A 15,159-nucleotide genomic window follows, 5' to 3' on the forward strand; every position below is an offset into this window, starting at 1 on the left:
GACACGAAAAAGGGGCGCCGCGATGCGGCGCCCCTTTTTCGTGTCTCGTCATGTGGCGGCGGGTGAAGCCCGCCGAGCCTCAGTAGGTGGTGGTGCGGCGGCTCTGAATGAAGCCCCAGATCGCCAGGACGATCACCGCGCCGACCACCGAGGCGATCAGGCCGGCGCCCTGGTTCGGGCCGTACCAGCCTACGGCCTGACCCAGAAAGGTGGCGACGAAGGCGCCCACGATGCCCAGGATCGTGGTGAGGATGAACCCGCTCGGCTCGTTGCGGCCGGGCATGATGAACTTCGCGATGACGCCGGCGATGAAGCCGATGATGATGGTCCAGAGGATCGACATGGGGGTTTCGCCTTTCGGCCTCGCTTGAGATTCCTGCGCCAACGCGCGGGAGGCCGGAGGGTTGCGCCCTGCGAGCTTGTCCGTGCGCCGAGGGCCGCGGGACGGCTCCCCCGCGGGGCTTTACGCGCCCGGCCCGGTGACGGCACAAGGCCAGTGGCGGAGGCCTCGACGCCCCGCAACCCGGAGCAGGACGACAGCATGAGCATCCAACGGATCGAGACCGGCACGCGCATGAGCCAGGCCGTGGTGCACAACGGCACGGTCTACCTCGCCGGGCAGGTCGCCGAGGGCGACGGCGTCGCGGCCCAGACGCAGGCGATCCTCGCCCAGATCGAGGCCCTGCTCGGGCAGGTGGGCTCCTCCAAGGAGCGGATCCTCGCGGCCACCATCTACCTCGCCGACATGGGGGGCTTTGCCGACATGAACCGGGTCTGGGACGCCTGGGTGGCGCCCGGCCACGCGCCCGCCCGCGCCACCGTCGAGGCGAAGCTCGCCGGTCCCCAGTACGTGGTCGAGATCTCCGTGACCGCGGCGGCGGGGGCCTGAGATGGGACGACCCCTCCTGCGCCGCCTGCTCGCCGCGGCCTGCCTCGCCCTCGCCTGGCCGGCGGGCGCGCAGGAGCGGGTCGTCAACGTCTACAACTGGTCGGACTATATCGACCCCAAGATGCTCGACGCCTTCACGCGCGAGACCGGCATCAAGGTCGTGTACGACACCTACGACACGAACGAGATCGTCGAGACGAAGCTGCTCGCGGGCCGCTCGGGCTACGATCTCGTGGTGCCCTCGGGGCCGTTCCTGCAGCGCCTGATCAAGGCCGGCGTGTTCCAGCCCCTCGACAAGGGCAAGCTGCCCAATCTGAAGAATGCGTGGCCCGAGGTGACCGGGCGGCTGGGCGTCTACGACCCCGGCAACGCCTACGCGGTCAACTACATGTGGGGCACGACCGGGATCGGCGTGAACACCGCGCTGGTGCGCGAGCGGCTGGGGCCGAACCAGCCGCTCAACACCTGGGACGTGGTGCTGCGGCCCGACCTCGTCGCCAAGCTCAAGGATTGCGGCGTCACCCTGCTGGACGCCCCCGAGGACATCTTCCCGAACGTGCTGGCGGCTTTGGGCCTCAAGCCCGATTCGAAGCGCGTGGACGACCTCAACCAAGCCGGCGAGGCGCTGTTCCGCATCCGCGGCGCGGTGCAGAAATTCCACTCCTCCGAGTACATCAATCAGCTCGCCAACGGCGATGTCTGCCTCTCGGTCGGCTATTCGGGCGACGTGCTCCAGGCCCGCAAGCGCGCCCAGGAGGCCAAGAACGACATCGACATCGCCTATTACATCCCGCAGCAGGGGGCGCTGATGTGGTTCGATTCCTTCGCCATCCCGAAGGACGCGCCGCATCCGGCCGAGGCGCACGCCTTCATCGACTTCATGCTGCGGCCCGAGGTGGCGGCGGCCAACACCAACTTCGTCTCCTACGCGAGCGGCAACCTCGCGGCCAAGCCCCTGGTGAAGCCCGAGATCCTGTCGAATCCCGGCATCTATCCGGACGATGCGACCTTCCGGCGGCTGTTCACCAACACCGCCTACGACGACCGCACCCAGCGCACCGTCACGCGCCTCTGGACCCGCGTGCGCACCGGCCGCTGAGCGGGAGGCGGACCGGCGCCCCGCCGCTCCTCCCGGGGCCGGCATCGCGCCTCGGCAGCGTGGCCCGGGCCGAATCGCATGAGCAAGTCCGCGCAGTATCCTGGTCCTGCATCCCATCCGCTGGCGAACCGGGGCCGTCTTCGCCGGGTGATGCCGGGCCGCGACCTCGCCCAAAAAGGACAATGCAGCCGTCTGCGGGCCTGTGCTAGCCATGGCCGCAGGATCCGGGCGGCGTGACGGTCATGGCGTATCCGTGTGAACCCGTGCTGATGCTGCTGCGGACCGCCGACGAGGCGGTGCCGCGCCTCGCCGGCCTGCTCAAGGCGAAGGGCTACGGGGTGCTGAGCGTGATCGGCACCGGGATGAGCCCGATCCTCACCATGCCGGGCATCGGTCTGCCGGTCCTCGATCTCGCGCTGGTCAGCGGGGCGCTGCGCCGCTCGCCCGCCCTGCCGGGCATCGCCGCGCGGCTGCGCGGCGCGTGGCCCGGCCTGCCGATCGTGGCGCTTCCCGACGGGCCGCTCACCGTGCGCGAGGCCGCCAGCCCCTACCAGGGCTGCCCCGACCTCGCGGCCGGGGCGAGCCTCGACGACCTCTGCGCGCATCTCGACGCGGTCATGCTGGAGGCGGCCGAGCGCCGCTCCGCGCTGGTGCGCCACACCATCCGGCGCGCGTGCGGCCCGCCCCGCCACGCGGCGTTCTGACGAGGGCGGCCAGGGAGGAGCGGCGCCCCGTGCCGGGTGCTATGGAGGCCGCGGGGACGCGCGAGGCGGGAGGAGCGGGCCGTGAACGTGCTGGTCGTGGACGATCACCCGATCGTGCTGCAGGGATGCCGCCGCGTGCTGGAGGATGCCGGCGTCGAGGCCGTGCACGAGGCCACGGGCGTCGTGGCGGGCTACCGCAGCTTCCGCCGCCACCGCCCGGCCGTCGTGGTCGCCGACCTGACCTTCCAGGGCAACACCCTGAGCGGCCTGGAGCTGATCCGCCGCATCCGGGCCGTCTCGCCGGAGACCCGCATCCTCGTCTTCAGCATGCACGACGACCCGGTGATCGTCGCCCGGGCGCTGGAGAGCGGCGCGACGGGCTATGTCCTCAAGGACACCGCCTCGGGCGACCTGTACCACGCCTTCGAGCGGGTGCAGGCCGGCGAATCCTACCTCGATCCCGCCCTCGCCGCCGAGGTGGCGCTGCTGCGCGCCGCCGCGCGGCCCGACCCCCTCGCGGCGCTGACCACGCGCGAGCGCCAGATCCTGGCCCTCCTCGGCGCGGGGCGCTCGCACGGCGCCATCGCCGAGGACCTGGCGGTGAGCTACAAGACCGTGGCCAATGCCTGCTCCCAGATGCGCCACAAGCTCGGCGCCCGCAGCCTCGCCGATCTGATCCGAATCGGCGTCCGGGAGAGCGAGCGGGCGCGCTGAGGCCCGTCCCGCACGGCTCATCTCGCAACTGCGAAATGTCAGTCGTGAGAAGATGAGCCTCTCGTTTGAGAAGTCGAGAGCGCCCGTTTGTACCTAGATTAGTCCACATCAGCGCCAGTCACATTCCTGCCCCTTTCGGCCCTATGTTGCGCGGCCTCAACGAAGCAAAACGGGAATGCGATATGGTTTCGAAGGCCAAGCTGGCGATCATCTGTGCGGCGGCGTTCTGCGGCGTCGGTGCAACCCTACAAGCCAGCACGCCGAGCCTCGCCCAGTCCGGTGGCGCCTCCTGGTACGGACCGGGATTCCAGGGCCGCCGCACCGCCAACGGCGAGCGTTTCAACACCCATGCCCTCACGGCCGCCCACCGCAGCCTGCCGTTCGGCAGCCGGGTGCGGGTCACCAACACCAGCAACGGCCGCTCCGTGGTGGTGCGGATCAACGACCGGGGTCCCTTCGTCGGCGGACGGGTGATCGATCTGAGCAAAGCCTCCGCCCGCGCCATCGGCATCAGCGGCGTCGCCAAGGTCCGCCTGAGCCGGCTCTGAGCCGCCTCGACCCGCGCCCGGCGCGGCCGCTGGTGCGTCGGGCCCCGTCCGGGTTCGATGATCGCGGCCCTCGTCTTCGTCCGGTCACGGTCTTCCTCCCGCCCGCACACGCCTCGACGGGTCCTCGTCCCGTCCCGACGCAGGTATCGACGCGCGTCCGGGCCGGATGCGGGCGGGATCGACTGGACGGAGCCGGCCGATGCTCCGGCGCGCACCAGGGTCACACGACGGCGCGGTGTTCGGAAGAAGACCGGTCGGGCCGCCCGCATCTTGCGCGGGTGATCCGCGCCTGAACTGCCCTTCCGCCAAGATGTTAAGAAAAGGTCAAGTTTCGGCGCGGTCAGCGGAACCGTTCGGCGCGGTCGAGGTTGGAGGCAAGACGCCCCCGCGTCCATCAGCGCCACCGGAGGAGGTTCCATGCCGCAGAACCCTAAGGGCCCGGCGTCGCGCCGTCGCGACATGGTCCTGGCCCTCGCCTCCGGCATGATCCTGGTCTCGACCGCCGTCGCCGTGCAGGCCGCCGATGACGGCTTCGCGGGCTTGTTCCGCAACCTGTTCTCGGCGCCCGCCCCGATTCAGGCGGCCCCGACGGCCGCGCCGCTGCCCGATGCGTATGGCCGGCCGATGCGGCGCCTGCGGCGCGAGCGGAGCCAGGCCCGCGCGGCCCTGCGCGCCCGCGCCCGCTACGTCGCCCTGCCCAAGCCCGAGGCGGCCGAGACGAAGCCCGTGAAGGTCGAGCGCCCGAGCGGGCCGTTCGATCCCCGCACGGCGCTCCTGCGCGACCCGACGCTCCGGCCCGGCGACATCGTCATCCTCCCGGAGGGGCCGCGCGTGTTCAAGGGCGAATCCGGCGCCGCCAAGCACCGGATGAGCGACTTCGAGGACGTGAGCCGCTCGCGCACCGTGTCGACCAAGACCCGCCGCGACCTCATGGCCATGACCGCCCCGGCGGGCGCCCTGCCGGCCGACGAGGCGCGCCGGGTCATGGCCCGGCTCCGGCGCGGCACGCAGGCCGCCGGGTCCGGCGAGGCCCGCACCGAGACCGCCATGCGGGTGATCTATCCGGCCCGTTGAGGCGGCGCGTCGGCGCCCGCCGGGTGCGGCATCACGGCTTTGGGGATGGCGGGGATGTCCGGCTGCGGGTTGCGCCGGGCCGCCCGGGCCTTGCTAGGGTGCAGCGTCCGGCCTCCCCCCGCGGCCGCTCCAGCCAAGGCGCCCCGATGCGACACCTGCTGCCGGCCCTCGCCGTCGCGATGCTCCTGGCCGCTCCCCCCGCCTCCGCGGTCGAGGGCGGCCAGCTCGTCGCCCAGTGCAAGAGCCTCCTGCGCAGCGCCAAGGCCCGCGGCAAGGCCCTCGAATTCCGCCAGGAGCCGGACACGGTCGGCTGCTTCGCCTTCATGAGCGCGGTGCAGGATCTCGCGGCGGTCGCCGACCGCGAGGGCGAGCCGCCGCTGCTCGGCGCCTGCCTGCCGCCGGAGGGCACGCTCCTGCAGCTGATCCAGGCGGTGGTGGCCTATGGCGGGACCCACCCGGCCGCGCTGCGCGAGAGCGCGGGCGTGCTCGCCCTTCTGGCCCTGCGCGACGCCTATCCGTGCTCCAAGAAATCCTGACGGACCGGCCTCTTATCGCGCGTGGGGGCGGAATGTTCCGGGCCGATATTTCATCCGGCCGCGCTTGCCCGCGCCGCCTCCCCCTCTCATCTCTCCCTCCCCGGCGGGGGCCTGTCGCCCCCGCCCACCGCGATCGGAGGATGCGCATGGCCAAGGCCGACAGGCACCACATGGGTCCCGGCTCCCAGGGCAAGGGATCGGGCACCGGCGCGATGACCGAATTGCCGGAGGGTATCCTCGAAGAGAACATGGTGCTGTCGAACCGCGACAAGTCCCGCCACAGCGACCAGCGCGGCCTCGACGGCAAGCACGTCCAGACCGAGCAGTACCAGGACCACGCCGGCAACCGGCGCGACTTCGACGAGAGCGGCGCCCCCCGGGCCGGGACCGCGACCGGCGGCGACAACACCAGCGGCGCGCAGGCGCCGATGACCACCACCTCGGGCGACGACAGCAGCCTCGCGAGCCAGCACCGGCGCTGACGGAGGACGGTCTCCGCCCGGCGCGGCGCGTCATGCGCCGGGCGGATGCCCGCCGCCCGTCCGTCGCCCTGGTCCGGCGGCGCGCCCTCGGGCAGAACACGAGCCCCGCGCCGGACGGCGCGGGCACGTCTTCCCGAGGGAGGGGCGGCCGGTGGGATTGTTCTACGCGCTCGGCGCCTACCTGAGCTGGGGCCTGGTGGTCCCGGTGCACTTCCGCCTGCTCGACGGCGTCCCCGCCTGGGTGATCCTCGGGCACCGCATCCTGTGGTCGAGCGTGTTTGTGGTGCTGCTCCTCGCGGCCCTGCGCCGGGTGCGGCTGGTGCCGCAGCGCCGCCACGCCCTGCTGATCGTCTCCGCCCTGCTGATCGGCGCGAACTGGTCGCTCTACCTGTGGGCGGTGCAGAACGGCCGGATGCTCGACGCGAGCCTCGGCTACTTCATCAATCCGCTCGTGGCGGTGGCGCTCGGCGCGGTGGTGCTCGGCGAGCGGCTGCGCCCGCTCCAGGGGGCGGCGGTGGGGATCGCGGCCCTCGGGGTCGCGGTGGCGGTGGCCACCGCCGGCACCCTGCCCTGGGTGGCGCTCGCGCTCGCCGTCTCCTTCGCGCTCTACGCGCTGATCCGCAAGCTGGTGCCGATCGACCCGATCCTCGGCTTCTGCGCCGAGACCTTCCTGCTGCTGCCTCTGGCCCTCGGCTATCTCGCGTGGCTCGCCCCGGCGAGCGCTTCCGTCTCCGCCCTCGACGGGCGCACCCTGGGGCTGCTCCTCCTTACGGGCCTCAGCACCTCGGTGCCGCTGATCTGGTTCGCCGCCGCCGCCGGCCGGCTCAAGCTCGCGACCCTCGGGCTGCTGCAGTACATCGCCCCGTCCTGCCTGCTGGTGCTGAGCGTGCTGGTCTATGGCGAGACGCTGGAGACCTCGCGCGCCATCGTGCTCGCGCTCACCCTGGTGGCGCTGGTGCTCTACGCCGTCGATGCCGTGCGGCTCTCTCGCGCGGACGCGGCCGCGCGGCCGCAGGTCCCCCTGACGCCCGATCCGCAGCGCTGCCCGGGCTGAGCCGCCCGGAGGACGACCCGGGCGGCTACCGCCGCGATCGCTTCACGCGCTTGGCCCGGCGCCCCTGGGGCGCCTGGGCGCGCTGCATGCAGGCGGTGTAGATCTGGCGGCCGACGGCGTAGGGGCCGAGCCCCTGCGGGTCCGGCGTCGAGAACACCCGCGCCCGCGCCTCGTTGCGGCAGGCCGCATCCTGCGGGCTCTGAATCGGCTGCGCCTCACCCGTCCCCGCCCCGAGCACCGTCAGCCCGAGCACGAGCCATCCCGTCGCAAAACCCCGCACGCCGTCCCTCCCCCCAAGAGCCCGATCCCGCGCCTGGGCCGAAGGCCCGGTCCAAGCGCTTGGATCGGCGTCCAATTTCGGGCGCGGCCCGGCCCCGATCAAGCCCGGCCCGCCGCTTATCCCGTTAGCTCAGCATCTGCAGGTCGCCGTCCACCGCCAGCGCCTGGCCCGAGATGGTGCGCCCCCGCGGCGAGGCCAGGAAGAGGATTTGGTCGGCGATCTGGCGGGCCGTCACGTAGTCCTTGATCGAGGCCGCCGCGAAGGCCTCCGCCTCCACCTCCGCGTAGCTCATGCCCCGCTGTTGCGCGCGCGCCTCCAGCACGCGGCGCTGGCGGTCGCCCGCGACGATGCCGGGCAGGATCGCGTTGACCCGGATGCCGTCCGGCCCGAGTTCCCGCGACAGGGACTTGGTGAAGCCGATCACGCCCCATTTCGCCGCGGCGTAGGGCGAGCGCAGGGGAAAGCCGAAGCGGCCCGCCACCGAGGACAGGTTGGCGATCGACGGATTGCCGCTCTGGCGCAGCAGCGGCACCGCGAGGCGCACGCAGTTGAACTGCCCGGTGAGGCAGACGGCGAGGCAGCGGTCCCAATCCTCCGGGCCGATCGCCTCCACGCGCCCCGTCGGACCGGCGATGCCGGCATTGTTGACGAGGACGTCGAGCCCGCCGAGGGATCCCTGCGTCTCGGCGAAGAGCCGCTCCACGTCCTCGCGCGAGGCGACGTCGGCCCGCGTGCCGGTGATCCCCTCCGGCAGGGCGGCCAGGGCCGCCGCGTCGACGTCGCAGACGTGGACCCGCGCGCCCTCCTCCGCGAAGGCGCGGGCGATCTCGATCCCGATCCCCGCCGCGCCCGCCGTCACCAGGACCTTCAGGCCCGTCAATCCCATCTCCATGCGATCTCTCCCTGTCGGGGCGCCCGTCAGGAGGCCAAGCGCCCGCTTCCCGCGATGAAGGCCGCCGCCTCCTCGATATCCGCCACCAGGGCCGCGCGCGCGCCCGGCCCGTCCCGCCCCCGGATCGCCGCCAGCAGCCGGCCGTGATGGCGCTCCGCCGCCCCCTCCGCGAGGCGGGTCCCCGACACGCGCATGTCGAGGTTGAGCACCGGGCCGACGCGCAGCCACAGCCCCTCGATGATCGCGGTCAGCGTCGGCAGCCCCGCGGCCGCGTAGACGGCGAAATGCAGGTCCTTGTTCGCCCGCACCGCCCGCTCGAAGTTCGGCGCGGCCGCGCGGGCCTCGCGCCGGAAGAGGTCGTCCTGCGCGGCGATGACCGCGAGATCCGCCTCGCTGCGCGCCCGCGCCGCCTCCTCGGCGGCGAAGCCCTCGATGGCGAGACGCACCCGCGTCAGTTCCCGGAACTGGGCCGCATCCATCAGCGGCACCCGCACCGAGCGGTTCGGCAGCACGGTGAGCGCCTGGTCGGCGGCGAGCCGCGAGACCGCCTCGCGCACCGGCATCATCGAGGTGCCGAGCTGGTCGGCGACGCGGCGCAGGGACAGGCGCTCCCCGGGCGCGAGTTCCCCGGCGATGAGGAGCCCGCGCAGCTCCGCGTAGACGCGGGCGCCGAGGGTCACGCGCTCGACCCGCCCGATCCTGCCGATGGCGTCGTCCACCTTCGCGTTCCGCCCGTTCTGGAGCCCGCCGCGCCCCCGGGGCTCGACAGACGACCGATTTGCTGTCATCCTACGTGTGATCACAGATCACGGCAAGCCAAGCGACCGTGACGGATTGTTCGGGCAGGGAACGCACCATGACGCAGGGGATGAATCCGACGCGCCGCCGCCTGATGCAGGGAGGGCTCGCCGCCGGCGCCGCCCTGGCGATGCCCGCCCTGGTGCGGGCGCAGGGTGAGGCCATCCGCATCGGGCACCTGACGCCGCGCACCGGCTTCCTCGGCCCGCTCGGCGAGTACGCCGTGGCGGCGGCCCAGCTCGCCGCCGAGGAGATCAACGCCGCGGGCGGCATCAACGGCCGACGGCTCGAACTCCTCACCGAGGATTCGGTCAACCCGCAGACCGCGTCGAGCAAGGCCGAGCGCTACATCGAGCGCGACAAGGTCGCGGCCGTGGTGGGCGAGATCTCGTCCGCCTCCGCGCTCGCCATCGGGCAGGTGGCCCAGCGCGGGCGCACGCCCTTCTTCAACACCGGGGCGAATTCCGACGCGCTGCGCGGGCAGGATTGCAAGCGCTTCATGTTCCACATCGAGGGCGCGAACTCGATGTACGTGAAGGCGGTCGGCCGCTCGCTGGTCCAGGACGGGCTGGTGAAGGGCAGGAAGTGGTACTCGCTCACCGCCGACTACGCCTTCGGCCACGATCTCCTGCGCGTCGCCAAGGTGTTCATGCAGGGCAACGGCGGCACCTTCGCGGCGGACGAGCTGGTGCCCACCGACGCCACCGACTTCTCCGCCTACCTCATCAAGATCCGGCAGGCGAAGCCCGACCTCGTGATCTCGAACCTCGCCGGCAACCAGATCACCAACTTCCTCAAGCAATACGCCGAGTACGGCCTGCCCTTCCCGATCGCGGGCTTCGGCTTCGACACGGCGCTGGCCTGGGGCGCCGGCCCCGGCAACTTCGCCGGCACGTGGCCCTGCCTGTGGCACCACAAGGTGGACACGCCCTCCGCCAAGGCGTTCGTGGCCGCCTTCACCAAGAAGTACGGCAAGCCCCCGGAGAACCAGGCCTGGGGCGACTACAACGCCGTGCGGATCGTCGCGCAGGCGATCCGCGAGGCGAAGTCCACCGAGGGGCCGGCCCTGGTCTCCTACCTGGAGGGCGGCGCGAAGTTCGACGTGCTCAAGCCCCGCCCGGGCTACTTCCGCGCCCGCGACCACCAGCTCATCAGCGAGATGTACGCCATCACGGCGCTGCCGGCCGACAAGGTGAAGGACAAGTGGGACATCTTCTCCTCCTCGCCCGCCCTGCCGGGCCCGAACGAGGATCTGGAGGTGCTGGCGCCCACCGCCGAGGAGGCGGGCTGCAGGATGGAGGGATAGCGCAGGGCGCGCGCCTCTCCCGCGCGGTGAGAGGGTCCGAGGATCGATCCGATCCCGCTCCTCCCTGCCGGAGGTGAGACGGGCCCGGAGGGCGACGGGCGAGGGGGCCGGATGCGCCTTCCCGGAGACGCTCCCTCACCCGTCGCTCCGGCTGCGCCTCCGCTCGCCGCGGATCCCTTGCCGGGTCCGCGGCCCCTCTCCCCGCACGCGGGGAGAGGACAAGGCCCGCGCTTCCCCGGCGCTCCGTTTCGCAAGGACAATCGGGACCACGCCGCCGTGATGTTCCTCACCCTCGCCGTCGAGCAGGTCGTCAACGGCCTCTTCCTCGGGGCGATCTACCTCCTGATCGCCCTCGGGCTGTCGCTGATCTTCAGCCTGGGCGGCATCGTGAACCTCGCGCACGGGGCGTTCTTCGCCATCGGCGCCTATCTCACCATCGTGCTCTCGCCCTATGTCGGCTTCGGCGGGGCCGTCGTGGCGGCGCCGGCGCTGGTGGGGGTGCTCGGGCTCGTGGTCGAGCGGGTGCTCTTCCGCCGCTTCTACCGCTCGGACCCGATCCTCTCGCTCCTCCTCACCTTCGGCCTCGCCATGGTGGCCGAGCAGGCGCTGCGCATGATCTTCGGCGCGCCGCCCCTGCCCTACGGCATCCCGCAGGCCCTGCGCGGCCAGATCTTCGTCGGCGACTTCATCCTCTCGCGCTACCGCCTGACCATCCTGGCCGCGGTGGTGGTGGCGGTGGCGGCGGTGTGGTTCCTGCTCCAGCGCACCACCTTCGGGCGCGTGGTGCGGGCCGGCGTCCAGAACCCCGACATGGTCGCGGCGCTCGGCATCTCGCTCAAGCCCTACATGGCGGCGGTCGTCGTCATCAGCGTCGGGCTCGCCGCGCTCGCCGGCGTGATGCTGGCGCCGATCTCGGGCGTGCACCCGGCGATGGGCGCGGAGGTGCTCACCGGGGCCTTCGTGGTGGTGGTGATCGGCGGCCTCGGCTCGTTCTGGGGCGTCGTGGCGGCCGCCCTGATCGTCGGCGTGGTCCGCGGCCTGATGGTGCTGGTCTATCCGGGCTTCGCCGAGGCGGCGATCTACGCCCTCATGGCCGTCATCCTGCTCGTCCGGCCCCGCGGCCTGTTCGGCGAGCGCATCCTGCGCTTCGAGTAGGGACCGATCCCGATGCCGCACACCGACCGGCTGGTCCTGCCCGCCTTCGCGCTCGCGCTCGCCGCCCTGCCCTTCGCGCTCCAGGGCATCGGCCTGACGCTGACCTCCGCCACCGACGTCGTCGTCTTCGCGGTGGCGTGCCTGGGTCTCAACATCCTGGTGGGCCAGACCGGCCTCGTCTCGTTCGGGCACGGGGCCTTCTTCGGCCTGGGCGCCTACGCGGCGGCGATCAGCCAGCGCGCGCTGTTTCCCGGCGGCATCGTCGCCCCGGCCCTGTTCGCCCTCGCCGTCGTGGCGCTCGCCGCGCTGCTGCTCGGCCTGCTGATCCTGCGCCGGCGCGGGGTCTACTTCTCGCTCCTGACGCTCGCGCTCTCGGCGCTCACCTTCACGGTGGCCTATCGCTGGACCGCGCTCACCGGCGGCGAGAGCGGCTTCGGCGGCGTCCAGCGCCCGGCGCTGGCGGGGTTCGACCTCGAGCGGCCGGGGCTGTGGTACGCGGTGGTGGCCGTCCTCGGCTTCGCGGTGCTCTACGCCCTGTCGCGCCTGCGCCGCTCGCCCGTCGGCACGGTGCTGGAGGCGATCCGCGAGAACGAGCAGCGGGCGCGCTTCCTCGGCTACCCGACCAACCGCTACAAGCTCCTCGCCTTCGCGGTCTCGGCGAGCGTGACGGGGCTCGCCGGCGTGCTCTCGGTCTTCACCCACCGCTTCGCCTCGGCCGAGCCGCTCGGCATCGCCTTCTCGGGCGAGTTGCTCGCCATGGTGGTGATCGGCGGCATGCGCAGCCTCGCCGGGCCGGCGATCGGCGCCCTGTTCTTCATCCTGTTCCGCGAGCTGCTCTCGATCTGGACCGGCAACTGGCTGTTCTGGTTCGGCCTCCTGTTCGTCGGCTTCATCCTGTTCTCGCCCGACGGCCTCGTCGGCATCGGCCGGCGCCTTTACCGGATGGTGAGGCCCGAAGCCACCGAGGACGCTGCGATGGCGGGACGGCGCGCCGGCGCCCCCGAGAACCTGCCGGCCTTCCTGCGGCCGGACGCGCCCGTGCCGGGCGCGATCCTCGCGGCGACCGGCATCTCGAAGCGCTTCGGCGGCATCAAGGCGGTGGAGGACGTCACCATCGCGGTGCGCGACCGGACGCTCCACGCCCTGATCGGCCCGAACGGCGCGGGCAAGACCACGGCCTTCAACCTGATCTCCGGGATGTTCAAGCCCGACACCGGCAGCGTGACCCTGGAGGAGCGCCCGGTCGCCGGCCTCTCGCCCGAGCGGATCTGCCGGGCGGGCCTCGGACGCTCGTTCCAGATCACCAACCTGTTTCCGGCGCTCAGCGTCGAGGAGAACGTCCGCCTTGCGGTCCAGAGCCGCCATCCCGGGCGCTTCCATCCCTGGCGGGACGCCCGCAGCGAGCCCGCGGTCGCAGCCGAGACCACCGAGATCCTGCGCTGGCTCGGCCTCGCGGGGCTGGAGCGGGCGGAGGCCGGCTCCCTCTCGTACGGCGGCCAGCGCCTCCTCGACATGGGCGTGGCGCTCGCCACCAAGCCCCGGGTGCTGCTCCTCGACGAACCGCTCGCGGGTCTCGCGGCGGCCGAGCGCGGGCGCATCGGCGACATCATCAAGCGGGTCTCCACCGAGGTGCCCGTGCTGATGGTCGAGCACGACATCGACCGCGTGTTCCAGATCGCCGACGCCGTGACGGTGATGAACGAGGGCCGGGTGCTGGTCGACGGCACCGTCGAGGATGCCCGCTCCAGCAAGGCGGTGCAGGAGGTCTATATCGGCTCGGGCACGGCCGCGATGGCGGCCAAGCCCCGCCCCAGCGCCGCCGAACCCCGCACGCTGCTCGCGCTCGACAACGTCGACACCTTCTACGGCAAGAGCCACATCCTCTCGGGCGTCACCTTCGACGTGCACGAGCACGAGATCGTGGCCCTGCTCGGCCGCAACGGGGCCGGCAAGTCCACCTGCCTCAAGACCATCACGGGCATCGCCCCGCACGCGGCCGGCCACATCCGGCTGGGATCCGAATCCCTCGACGGGCGCTCGGCGGCGGCGATCGCGCGCGCGGGCGTCGGCTACGTGCCGCAGGGCCGCGGCCTGTTCGCCGGCATGAGCGTCGCCGAGAACCTCGAACTCGGCCGCCTGCGGCGGCGCACCGGCAATGGCGTGCACTGGGACGAGGAGCGCATCCTCGCCTACTTCCCGCGCCTGCGCGAGCGCTGGCGCACCGCCGCCGACTATCTCTCGGGCGGCGAGCAGCAGATGGTGGCGGTGGCTCGCGCCCTGTCCGGGGACGTGCGGGTGCTGCTCCTCGACGAGCCCTTCGAGGGACTGGCGCCCGCCGTGGTCGAGAGCCTGTTCGAGACCTTCGATGCGCTGCGCCGCGAGGTCTCCATCGTCATCGTCGACCACAACCTCGACCTCGCGCTCGCCCTCTCGGACCGCACGGTGGCGCTGGAGCGCGGCCGGGTGATGCATGTCGGCCCCTCGCAGGCCCTGCGGGACGACCTCGAACTGCGCCGGCAAGTGCTGTGGTTGTGATGCTGTGGTTGTGATGCTGTGGTTGTGACGGCCCGATCACCGGAGGCCCCCTGATGCCAACAGTCGCGATCGTCGGAGCCGGGCTGATCGGCCGCTCCTGGGCCGTGGTCTTCGCCCGCGCGGGCTTCGCGGTCCGCCTCACCGACGTGCACGAGGCGGCGCTCGCGGCCGCGCCCGGCCACATCGAGGAGGCGTTGCGCCAGCTCGCGGCGCATGGCCTCGTCGCGGACGTGCCGGCGATCCTCGCCCGGGTGCGGATCGCGGCCTCGCTCGCCGAGGCGGTGGCCGGCGCCGACCTCGTGCAGGAGAACGGCCCCGAGACCGTGGAGGCCAAGCGCGCGCTCTTCTCCGAACTCGACGCGCTCTGCGGCCCCGGGACGATCCTCGCCTCCTCGACCTCGGCCATCGTGGCCTCGCGCTTCACCGAGGGGCTGCCCGGCCGCGCCCGCTGCCTCGTCGGCCACCCGGTCAACCCGCCCCACCTCGTGCCGGTGGTGGAATTGTGCGGCGCGCCCTGGACCGACCCGGCCGTGGTGGAGCGCGCCCGCGCCCTCTACGCCGCCGCCGGCCAGGAGCCGGTGACCGTGCACCGCGAGGTCGAGGGCTTCGTGCTCAACCGTCTCCAGGGCGCGCTGCTCTCGGAGGCCTTCCGCCTCGTCGCCGACGGCGTGGTGAGCCCCGAGGACCTCGACAAGACCGTGGCGGCGGGCCTGGGGCTGCGCTGGTCCTTCCTCGGCCCCTTCGCCACCATCGACCTCAACGCGCCCGGCGGCGTTGCCGATTACGGAGCCCGCTACGGCGGCTTCTACCGCAGCCTCGCGGCCGACCCGGCCCCGCCGTCGGTCTGGGAGGCGGACACCCTCGCGCGGATCGTCGCCGCCTGGGACGGCGGCCCCGATCCGGACCCGGCCGAGACGCGCGCGCGCCGCCGCGACACCCGCCTCGCCGCCCTGATGGCGCACAAGCGCGCCCAACGCTGACAGGAGTTCGTCCCATGGCCCCCCGGAAAGTCATCATCACCTGCGCGGTGACGGGCGCGATCCACACCCCCTCGATGTCCCCCCACCTGCCGGTGACGCCCGAGGAGATCGCC

18 protein-coding genes are annotated in these 15,159 nt (G+C 72.5%); 14 read left to right on the plus strand and 4 right to left on the minus strand.

Annotated elements, in window-relative coordinates; genetic code table 11:
* Nucleotides 1-79: 79 nt before the first annotated feature.
* A complete protein-coding gene (locus tag MFF61_RS25625) occupies nt 80-343 on the minus strand; it encodes a GlsB/YeaQ/YmgE family stress response membrane protein (protein WP_238240524.1) in 264 nt (87 codons plus the stop codon).
* Nucleotides 344-541: 198 nt separating this feature from the next.
* Between MFF61_RS25625 and MFF61_RS25630 the strand changes: the two genes are divergently transcribed.
* The 9 genes from MFF61_RS25630 (at nt 542) to rarD (ending at nt 7,100) form a co-directional block, all read left to right on the plus strand.
* Nucleotides 542-889: a RidA family protein gene (locus MFF61_RS25630; RefSeq protein ID WP_238240525.1), complete on the plus strand. Its 348-nt coding sequence runs from the start codon at nt 542-544 to the stop codon at nt 887-889.
* A gap of 1 nt (nt 890) precedes the next feature.
* Nucleotides 891-1,988 carry a polyamine ABC transporter substrate-binding protein gene (locus MFF61_RS25635; protein WP_238240526.1) on the plus strand — a complete coding sequence of 366 codons (1,098 nt, stop codon included), beginning with the start codon at nt 891-893 and terminating at the stop codon, nt 1,986-1,988.
* Nucleotides 1,989-2,221: 233 nt separating this feature from the next.
* Nucleotides 2,222-2,692, plus strand: a complete 471-nt coding sequence (locus tag MFF61_RS25640; protein WP_238240527.1) for a hypothetical protein — start codon at nt 2,222-2,224, stop codon at nt 2,690-2,692.
* Nucleotides 2,693-2,773: 81 nt separating this feature from the next.
* Complete coding sequence (locus tag MFF61_RS25645; RefSeq protein ID WP_238240528.1) at nt 2,774-3,406, plus strand: response regulator; 633 nt, start codon at nt 2,774-2,776, stop codon at nt 3,404-3,406.
* 182 nt (nt 3,407-3,588) lie between these two features.
* A complete protein-coding gene (locus tag MFF61_RS25650) occupies nt 3,589-3,954 on the plus strand; it encodes a septal ring lytic transglycosylase RlpA family protein (protein ID WP_238240529.1) in 366 nt (121 codons plus the stop codon).
* 417 nt (nt 3,955-4,371) lie between these two features.
* Nucleotides 4,372-5,028: a hypothetical protein gene (locus MFF61_RS25655; RefSeq protein ID WP_238240530.1), complete on the plus strand. Its 657-nt coding sequence runs from the start codon at nt 4,372-4,374 to the stop codon at nt 5,026-5,028.
* 146 nt (nt 5,029-5,174) lie between these two features.
* Complete coding sequence (locus MFF61_RS25660) at nt 5,175-5,564, plus strand: Rap1a/Tai family immunity protein (protein WP_238240531.1); 390 nt, start codon at nt 5,175-5,177, stop codon at nt 5,562-5,564.
* Nucleotides 5,565-5,710: 146 nt separating this feature from the next.
* Entirely contained in the window at nt 5,711-6,046 is a 336-nt protein-coding gene (locus MFF61_RS25665; protein ID WP_238240532.1) for a hypothetical protein, read from the plus strand.
* A gap of 151 nt (nt 6,047-6,197) precedes the next feature.
* Complete coding sequence (rarD, locus tag MFF61_RS25670; protein WP_238240533.1) at nt 6,198-7,100, plus strand: EamA family transporter RarD; 903 nt, start codon at nt 6,198-6,200, stop codon at nt 7,098-7,100.
* A 25-nt stretch (nt 7,101-7,125) separates the two neighbouring features.
* On the opposite strand, the gene MFF61_RS25675 is transcribed toward rarD, so the two are convergent.
* The 3 genes from MFF61_RS25675 to MFF61_RS25685 all read right to left on the minus strand — a co-directional run bounded on the left by MFF61_RS25675 (nt 7,126) and on the right by MFF61_RS25685 (nt 8,991).
* Nucleotides 7,126-7,380 (minus strand): hypothetical protein, encoded by a 255-nt coding sequence (locus tag MFF61_RS25675; RefSeq protein ID WP_238240534.1) that lies wholly within the window; start codon nt 7,378-7,380, stop codon nt 7,126-7,128.
* Nucleotides 7,381-7,504: 124 nt separating this feature from the next.
* Nucleotides 7,505-8,272, minus strand: a complete 768-nt coding sequence (locus tag MFF61_RS25680) for an SDR family oxidoreductase (RefSeq protein WP_238240535.1) — start codon at nt 8,270-8,272, stop codon at nt 7,505-7,507.
* Between the two features lie 26 nt (nt 8,273-8,298).
* Nucleotides 8,299-8,991 (minus strand): GntR family transcriptional regulator, encoded by a 693-nt coding sequence (locus MFF61_RS25685; protein WP_238240536.1) that lies wholly within the window; start codon nt 8,989-8,991, stop codon nt 8,299-8,301.
* 137 nt (nt 8,992-9,128) lie between these two features.
* Between MFF61_RS25685 and MFF61_RS25690 the strand changes: the two genes are divergently transcribed.
* The 5 genes from MFF61_RS25690 to MFF61_RS25710 all read left to right on the plus strand — a co-directional run.
* Nucleotides 9,129-10,376 carry an ABC transporter substrate-binding protein gene (locus MFF61_RS25690; protein WP_238240537.1) on the plus strand — a complete coding sequence of 416 codons (1,248 nt, stop codon included), beginning with the start codon at nt 9,129-9,131 and terminating at the stop codon, nt 10,374-10,376.
* Nucleotides 10,377-10,655: 279 nt separating this feature from the next.
* Nucleotides 10,656-11,531: a branched-chain amino acid ABC transporter permease gene (locus tag MFF61_RS25695; protein ID WP_238240540.1), complete on the plus strand. Its 876-nt coding sequence runs from the start codon at nt 10,656-10,658 to the stop codon at nt 11,529-11,531.
* 12 nt (nt 11,532-11,543) lie between these two features.
* The gene (locus tag MFF61_RS25700; RefSeq protein ID WP_238240538.1) at nt 11,544-14,066 is read left to right on the plus strand and encodes a branched-chain amino acid ABC transporter ATP-binding protein/permease; all 2,523 of its coding nucleotides are present in this window, start codon (nt 11,544-11,546) and stop codon (nt 14,064-14,066) included.
* A gap of 53 nt (nt 14,067-14,119) precedes the next feature.
* Nucleotides 14,120-15,046, plus strand: a complete 927-nt coding sequence (locus tag MFF61_RS25705) for a 3-hydroxyacyl-CoA dehydrogenase (protein WP_238240539.1) — start codon at nt 14,120-14,122, stop codon at nt 15,044-15,046.
* A 14-nt stretch (nt 15,047-15,060) separates the two neighbouring features.
* Nucleotides 15,061-15,159: 3-keto-5-aminohexanoate cleavage protein (locus tag MFF61_RS25710; RefSeq protein WP_238240541.1), on the plus strand; the 99-nt coding region annotated here is incomplete at its 3' end.

This window comes from Methylobacterium isbiliense (assembly GCF_022179325.1).
GTDB lineage: Bacteria > Pseudomonadota > Alphaproteobacteria > Rhizobiales > Beijerinckiaceae > Methylobacterium > Methylobacterium isbiliense.

Bases quoted from the DNA above. Each gene is read 5' to 3' on its own strand.
- MFF61_RS25680 (WP_238240535.1), bottom strand. From the start codon at position 8,272: ATGGAGATGGGATTGACGGGCCTGAAGGTCCTGGTGACGGCGGGCGCG.
- MFF61_RS25635 (WP_238240526.1), top strand. From the start codon at position 891: ATGGGACGACCCCTCCTGCGCCGCCTGCTCGCCGCGGCCTGCCTCGCC.
- MFF61_RS25650 (WP_238240529.1), top strand. From the start codon at position 3,589: ATGGTTTCGAAGGCCAAGCTGGCGATCATCTGTGCGGCGGCGTTCTGC.
- MFF61_RS25660 (WP_238240531.1), top strand. From the start codon at position 5,175: ATGCGACACCTGCTGCCGGCCCTCGCCGTCGCGATGCTCCTGGCCGCT.
- MFF61_RS25700 (WP_238240538.1), top strand. From the start codon at position 11,544: ATGCCGCACACCGACCGGCTGGTCCTGCCCGCCTTCGCGCTCGCGCTC.
- MFF61_RS25630 (WP_238240525.1), top strand. From the start codon at position 542: ATGAGCATCCAACGGATCGAGACCGGCACGCGCATGAGCCAGGCCGTG.
- MFF61_RS25695 (WP_238240540.1), top strand. From the start codon at position 10,656: ATGTTCCTCACCCTCGCCGTCGAGCAGGTCGTCAACGGCCTCTTCCTC.
- MFF61_RS25665 (WP_238240532.1), top strand. From the start codon at position 5,711: ATGGCCAAGGCCGACAGGCACCACATGGGTCCCGGCTCCCAGGGCAAG.
- MFF61_RS25690 (WP_238240537.1), top strand. From the start codon at position 9,129: ATGACGCAGGGGATGAATCCGACGCGCCGCCGCCTGATGCAGGGAGGG.
- MFF61_RS25655 (WP_238240530.1), top strand. From the start codon at position 4,372: ATGCCGCAGAACCCTAAGGGCCCGGCGTCGCGCCGTCGCGACATGGTC.
- MFF61_RS25625 (WP_238240524.1), bottom strand. From the start codon at position 343: ATGTCGATCCTCTGGACCATCATCATCGGCTTCATCGCCGGCGTCATC.
- MFF61_RS25705 (WP_238240539.1), top strand. From the start codon at position 14,120: ATGCCAACAGTCGCGATCGTCGGAGCCGGGCTGATCGGCCGCTCCTGG.